Annotated in this window: 8 protein-coding genes; all 8 read right to left on the reverse strand. The window is 34.7% G+C overall.

The genetic code is table 11. The features are described 5' to 3' along the window. Positions 1-101: 101 nt before the first annotated feature. Entirely contained in the window at positions 102-887 is a 786-nt protein-coding gene (locus tag BTO23_RS15180; protein ID WP_105063916.1) for an HNH endonuclease, read from the reverse strand. A gap of 167 nt (positions 888-1054) precedes the next feature. After that, positions 1055-1465 (reverse strand): VOC family protein, encoded by a 411-nt coding sequence (locus tag BTO23_RS15185; RefSeq protein WP_061030683.1) that lies wholly within the window; start codon positions 1463-1465, stop codon positions 1055-1057. 195 nt (positions 1466-1660) lie between these two features. Beyond that, positions 1661-2230 carry a hypothetical protein gene (locus tag BTO23_RS15190; RefSeq protein ID WP_105063917.1) on the reverse strand — a complete coding sequence of 190 codons (570 nt, stop codon included), beginning with the start codon at positions 2228-2230 and terminating at the stop codon, positions 1661-1663. 259 nt (positions 2231-2489) lie between these two features. Then, the gene (locus BTO23_RS15195; RefSeq protein WP_105063918.1) at positions 2490-2846 is read right to left on the reverse strand and encodes a hypothetical protein; all 357 of its coding nucleotides are present in this window, start codon (positions 2844-2846) and stop codon (positions 2490-2492) included. Positions 2847-2908: 62 nt separating this feature from the next. Next, positions 2909-3073, reverse strand: coding sequence for a hypothetical protein (locus tag BTO23_RS21390; protein ID WP_170066755.1), 165 nt, complete (start codon positions 3071-3073; stop codon positions 2909-2911). Positions 3074-3285: 212 nt separating this feature from the next. Beyond that, positions 3286-3819: a GIY-YIG nuclease family protein gene (locus BTO23_RS15200; RefSeq protein ID WP_061014393.1), complete on the reverse strand. Its 534-nt coding sequence runs from the start codon at positions 3817-3819 to the stop codon at positions 3286-3288. A gap of 128 nt (positions 3820-3947) precedes the next feature. Then, complete coding sequence (locus BTO23_RS15205) at positions 3948-4793, reverse strand: MBL fold metallo-hydrolase (RefSeq protein ID WP_105063920.1); 846 nt, start codon at positions 4791-4793, stop codon at positions 3948-3950. Positions 4794-6095: 1302 nt separating this feature from the next. Continuing rightward, a complete protein-coding gene (locus tag BTO23_RS15215) occupies positions 6096-6647 on the reverse strand; it encodes a hypothetical protein (RefSeq protein WP_105063921.1) in 552 nt (183 codons plus the stop codon). Between the last annotated feature and the right edge of the window lie 91 nt (positions 6648-6738).

Genomic DNA, 6738 nt, shown 5'->3' on the forward strand with positions numbered 1-6738 from the left:
CATGCAGATTAAGCCCAAATTTACCACTTAACACGGTAAACTCAAAGAAACCTAGAATGCCGAATGTAGCAAATCGTGTTGATGCATTTGTTAGATTTTCACTACCAAAACGTGGGATGTAAATTAGTTGTCACAATAGTATCTCCCAACTTATCAAGATTGCACTTTTGACATAATAATTGCAGATTACTTGCATCATTAATTCCACCAAGATTAAGAGGAACCATGTGATCTATCGCTAGTTTGCCACCAGTATGATAAATAGAACTGAGATCAGTTTTACAAATTGCACATAACCCTTTTTCCCGACAAAAAAGAGCCCTTTCTAGCCATGTAGGCCAATAAGTTGCACGCTTTACCACACCATCTTTTTTAAGAATATTAGGGCATTCTTCTACTTTTAACTCTTGAATTTCTAAAGCTATAACTTTGTTAAATTCTATTAAAAAACAACGATCAGAAAATAATAAGTTAAATACTTCCGTCTGAATTAAAGGAGTTAACGATCTTGACGCAAAATCAAGTAAGTACTCTGTATGATACTCAAATAAATCAGTTTCATCTTCAATCCATTCAATACCTACTGATATATAATATTCTTCAGGGGTCATTAAAGATAATTGATATTCCATACACCACTGTGTAATTTCATCTCCTGCACACTCTCCTCCTCCCGCATCCATAAGATAAAAGTAAAAATATTCATTTATATAATGTGTAATATAGTCATGAAGTAATGAATTTTTAGTTGGTTTTAACACCTGGTTATCGAAATCTGATGCTATATCTAAAGGAGGATCACAATACTCCTCGAAGACAGCTACTCTTATTGAATCGGCAAGCTTATAGCTCGCACAAAATTTGAAATCATGTTGTTTAGGAAACAAGTTCTACTCCAATTCCAATTGACCACAGAAAAATCTAACGCCTGCATAACACGTTTGCTATCAAACAATTATACTTAATATTGATGCCTTAAAACGAGAGACACCCGGCAAACTGAGATTGCCGAGTGTAGCAAATCGTGTTGATGCATTTGTTATATGCTACAGACTTAGTTAGCTTGATTTAACTGCAATAAGTCCCATTTTGTACCGTATAAATCTTTAAATACAACAACTGTGCCGTATTCTTCAACACGTGGATCTTCAGTAAATTCGACACCTTGAGCTTTCATAAACTCATAGTCACGCCAGAAATCATTAGTTTGAAGAAATAAGAAAACACGACCACCAGCTTGATTGCCAACTGATTTTAATTGGTCATCATTACTTGCTTGAGCCAATAGCAAATTTGTTCCTGTTGAATTAGGTGGAGATATTTGAACCCAACGTTTACCACCGCCTAAATCAGTATCTTCGACAAGTTCAAATTGTAGTTTTTTAGTATAAAATTCAATTGCATCATCATAGTTTTCAACAACTAAGGCAATATTACCAATTCTTTGTTCGATAGGCTTATTCATTCGTAGCTCACTACAGTTCAAAAATAGAATTCTACCCTATTTAGCTCATAAACTCATTTTTGCATATAACGCCTGCATAACACGTTTGCTACTATGCAAACCAAGCTAAATTTTACTGCCTTAATCACCAAAACTAAAGGCAAACTAACAACGCCGAATGTAGCAAATCGTGTTGATGCGATTGTTATGTTCGTTCTAAATAGGCCTTGTCATGATTATAGGATTTGGATTCAGAGTTTCACAATCATTGTACAAATCCGCATTTAGCTGAAGATATCTAGTTTGTATAATATTATTAGTATTAAAAGCTTTTTTCGCTTGTTCTATTTGGTTTGAATATATTGGAGAAATAGACACATTATTCCATTCATAATTAACATCGGTCACATATACATTTACTCCGCCATAAGGTAAACGAAAAACTAATGTTTTATTGCAAGGCGTAAATGTACCTAATGGCGTTCCACTAGCATCTTGAGCTTTAGTTGAAGTAATCGCAATATAACTTCCAGCTTTTGCTGTTCCAACTATATAGCGCCTATCCTTTGTATATTCGTATGATAACGATGAAAACCAGTCGTCTTTAAATGTTTCATTTTCAAAATCAACATCACCTAAAGATAGCTTGATATCATAAATGCTAGTGCCATTACCAATAATGAAAACTATATCTGGTGACTCTATTCTATTTTTTGATTCAGGTTCAGTTGTTGCACAGCTAGTTAGCGTTAAAACAAAAGCTAAAAAATATAATCGGGAAAACATATAAATCACCTAAACCTTCACTAATAATATGTAATCATTTTACAGCGTAGCTATTTTTTAACCGGTATAAAAACGTGAACTCGTTCGAATATATAAGCCAACCTTACTGGGTAGGTTAACGAAAATTAAGACAAAAAAGAACATAACGCCGCAATAACACGTGCGAACGACTTACTTACAAAACCAATTATACTCCAAACCGCGAATGCCGAATGTAAATAGCATCGTGTTGATTGCTTTGTTATGTGTTGTATTTAACTCAACGGTAACGGTTGTGGCTACTCACCCAATGTCCAGAGACATAAACACCATTACTTCGATGGTATCCATCTCGCCAAAACATATCAACATCTTGCAAACCATTCAGATTTTCTTCAGACCACGGGTTATAACCACCAGTCGGAATTCCATTTACATCAGTCTCAGATTCTTTATAATCGCTGTATACGCTATTAATTAATTCTTTATACTTATAGTCTTGGTCAAGCAGTGACAATAAGTATTTAATTTTTGCCACAAGGCAAAGTGTAAGGTAATACCTAGCTGTTTTTAATCTTTTAAGATCATTATTAATAATTTCCCAAAGTTGATCTTGTGACATTTCACTGAATAACATTAATTACACCCTAATTATAATTCGCAATAAAATCGATTAATATCAAATTTAAAGAGGTCTTCTTATCTAAAAAGCAACCACAAAGCACCAATAATTATCCCAATTACTGCTCCTATTTTCAAAGCAACTTCTCTAATTTCATCATCACCGAATAAGACTGCGTATATAAATGCTCCGATAGCAAATAAAATAAGTAAGCCATATGGATTAAAAAATATCATTCTCATAAAAATACACCTTCATCATTGAAAGCGTATTTTACATAAAATAATAATCATAACTTACCATTTTACGCCAACACATAACGCCTGCATAACACGTTTGCTACGATACAGACCTAACTGAATTTTACTGCCTTAATCACTGAAACTAAAGGCAAACTGACAACGCCGAATGTAGCAAATCGTGTTGATGCGATTGTTATGGATATTAATACCTGCTAGATTTCAGCGCCCAACAACATCCATGAACTATTTTTTATGTCAGGTATGTCATATCTAGGGATAATTCTATTCTCAAAAGGCCTGTATTTATCAATAAAATACCTTTCTAAAAAGTCTACATATGTTTTCTCAACTAATAACCATTTAAAACTATCAAATTTTTTATTCGATGCATGATTATCAACACGAGTGAACAAATTTACAGTACGACCAACGTAAATTAAAGAATTATTATCTAATAGAAAATATATAAATTCATACTTATCATCAACAATTGGGTTAGATATATGGGTTTCACTTATTGAAATTCCAACATTGTTAGAGTTCCAATTATGAACACAAGAACGAAGATCAAAGTCTTCATAATTAGAGGTTCTTAACGATGGAAGAGTTCCCACTCCATCGACGTGATGCTTCCCGATAATATTAGACTTTTTAAGTTTTTCTATTTTTTGAACAAACTCTAATAGTTCACGTTGCTTTTCTGGTTCGGCTTCCTTAAAGAAGTCCCACTCTCGAATATTATTCATAATTTCATATCCATAACGCTTGCATAACACGTGCTGACGACCAACTTTACCAAACCAATTACACTTCAAACCAAAAACGCCGAATGTAATAAGCATCGTGTTGATGCGATTGTTGAGCGCTTCCAACGTTAGATCGTAATACTACGACCGGTTGGGAAGTATTCTAAGCGATCGCCAAGCACGCCTTTTAAAATATGATAGGCTTTCATTCCTGTACAGTGCCCTGTATACAGCTTATCTATTGGATAATTTAAGATAGATTCACCAATTTTTTCGATCTGCTTTTTAGTTCCACCAATACTATTAAATAATGGTAATCCTACCAAGTGAAAACCACCAACAACCGCTTTGATTTTTGTATTTGGGAAGTGACTAATTGCAGTATCTATCATATTCAAAACACCACTATGAGCACAGCCAGTAAACACGATAAGCCCATCATTTTCTTTTACGACGAGTAATAATTCATGATCAAAGCTATCAGGTTTACAGCAACCATTAGATTCAGTAAAAAGGTATTTATTACCTTTTGGCTTAGCATATTTATTACTTAAATCAGTAATAATGAAAATATTAGGCAAAATTTCAGTCATTTGATTAACAAAGATTAGTCGACTAGCACCTTTGGCCAATAGCTGTTTATTTATGCCTACATTGCTTTTAAAGCCAAATGCTTTGAATAAATAATTGGTTTCTTCGCATTCACGAAAATACACCGGAGCTTTCGAATTACGATCTAAAAAGTGAGTAACCCCGTTACAATGATCATGATGACGATGTGAAATAACGGCTGCGTCTACATTGTTAATATCAACATTCAATAAAGTAGCATTATCACAGAAAGCTTCACTGCTTCCAGCGTCAAATAATATACTTTTTCCCATTGTGCTTGCGTGAATAGATAACCCTCTTTCTATCGCTAGGTCAGTTCGATTATTCAATCTTGTATTATCAATTAAAGATGTCAGTATCATAAGGGAATTACCTATAAATATGAATTTGAGCCTTAGCGCTTAACGCTGGCATAACACGTTTATTACCATGCAAACCAACCTGAATTTAACCGCCTTAATCACTAAACCCAAGGCAAACCCAGAACGCCGAATGTAATAAATCGTGTTGATGCGATTGTTGTGCGTGCTTACTTTCGGCTTGGCCAACTTGGTAAAGAACTGCCCTGCCAAGATTTTCTAAGTCCTGATTCTAATTTACCGATAGTAATTAAGCGAACAAAATGTTCTTAAATTGCGAGATGAAGTAAATGGAAAATAAATATATTTCTTACGCCATTTGAACGACTTGGTTTCAGCTAGTTTGGAACTAATAAACCAAATATCCCAACCACAATTGGGATTGAAAATGCTGCGAGGAAAACACTGATGCAGGCCAAAATGAGGCAAAACCAAAGAACAATTGAAGCGTAAATTAGCCTCTGAAACGCCTGAACTTAGGGAAATAAAGGTTAATTTGCCGAACCTGATGATACGAAAATCAAAAGGCAACAAAGAAGAAATGAACACTATTAAGCCGAAACTACAAAAGCCGCGATCCTTTTGATGAACCGTGCAAAAAATTTCGGACTCAGTACGCACAACGCTTGCATAACACGTGCTGACGACCAACTTTACCAAACCAATTACACTTCAAACCAAAAACGCCGAATGTAATAAGCATCGTGTTGATGCGATTGTTGTGCGTGCTTACTTTCGGCTTGGCTAGCTTGGTAAAGAACTGCCCTGCCAACATTTTTTTAAGCCCTGATTCTAATTTACGGATAGTAATTAAGCGAACAAAATGTTCTTAAATTGCTAGAGAAAGTGAATGGAAAATAGATACATTTTCAACGACATTTGAACGGCTTGCTTTCAGCTAGTTTGGAGCTGATAAACTAAATACACTCGCCACAATTGGGATTGGAAATGCTGCGAGAAAAACACTGATGCTGACTAAAATGAGGCATAACCAAAGAACAATTGAAGCGTAAAATAGCTTCTGAAACGCCTGAACTTAGGGAAATAAGGGCTAATTTGCCGAACCTGACGATACGAAAGCAAAAAGGCAACAAAGAAGAAATTCACGCTTACTAAGCCGAAACTACGAAAGCCGCGATCCTATTGATGAACCGTGCAAAAAATTTCGGACTCAGTACGCACAACGCCTGCATAACACGTTTACTACCGAGCAATTATACTTAAAATTGGCGCCTTAAAACGAGAAACACCCGACAATCTGAGATGCCGAGTGTAGTAAATCGTGTTGATGCAATTGTTATGTGGTTATATCGCATCACCACCAAAATTATTCCAGACTTTCATAAAACCAATAGCACTCATATTTATTTTGAAATCACCATTATCAATATGAACTGTGTTATTAGAATTCATGAACTGCTTTTGAACAAAACGCTCACCTGCGGCTGTAGCAGGCGTTGCTGATAATTCATAATTACCTGAATCTGTAGTCGCGCAATAAGTCGTCATTTTTATATTTTGATGATTTATTTTCCACACTTTTTCTTTCGCGTACGCTTTCTCACCAACTTTTTCATAATCACTCTGTGTACACGTATTTAACCAATCTTTTCCTTCGCCATATTGAACAAAAAAATAGATACGTTGTTGATTGTTTTTTGAAAGTGAAACAAGACTAGCAACTGTAAAAACGGTAGTTTCTCCTTTATCATTTGTACCAAATGCTGAAACCTCTGCTGAGTTTTCGTTAAAAAATAAAGATTCACCCCAGTCACTCTTATTCCATTCTAATTCAGATGAAGCTGAAGTAGAAAAAGAAAAGAAGATTAAAAAACCAATAAATTTATAAAACCTCATATTACCCCCAATAAAGTTAAGGTTAAATTATACATGCTCTAAAACTTTCTTCATCATCAACTTAACTAATTTTTACTAATTACCACATAAC

The organism is Aliivibrio sifiae (assembly GCF_002954715.1).
GTDB classification, from domain to species: Bacteria; Pseudomonadota; Gammaproteobacteria; order Enterobacterales; family Vibrionaceae; genus Aliivibrio; species Aliivibrio sifiae.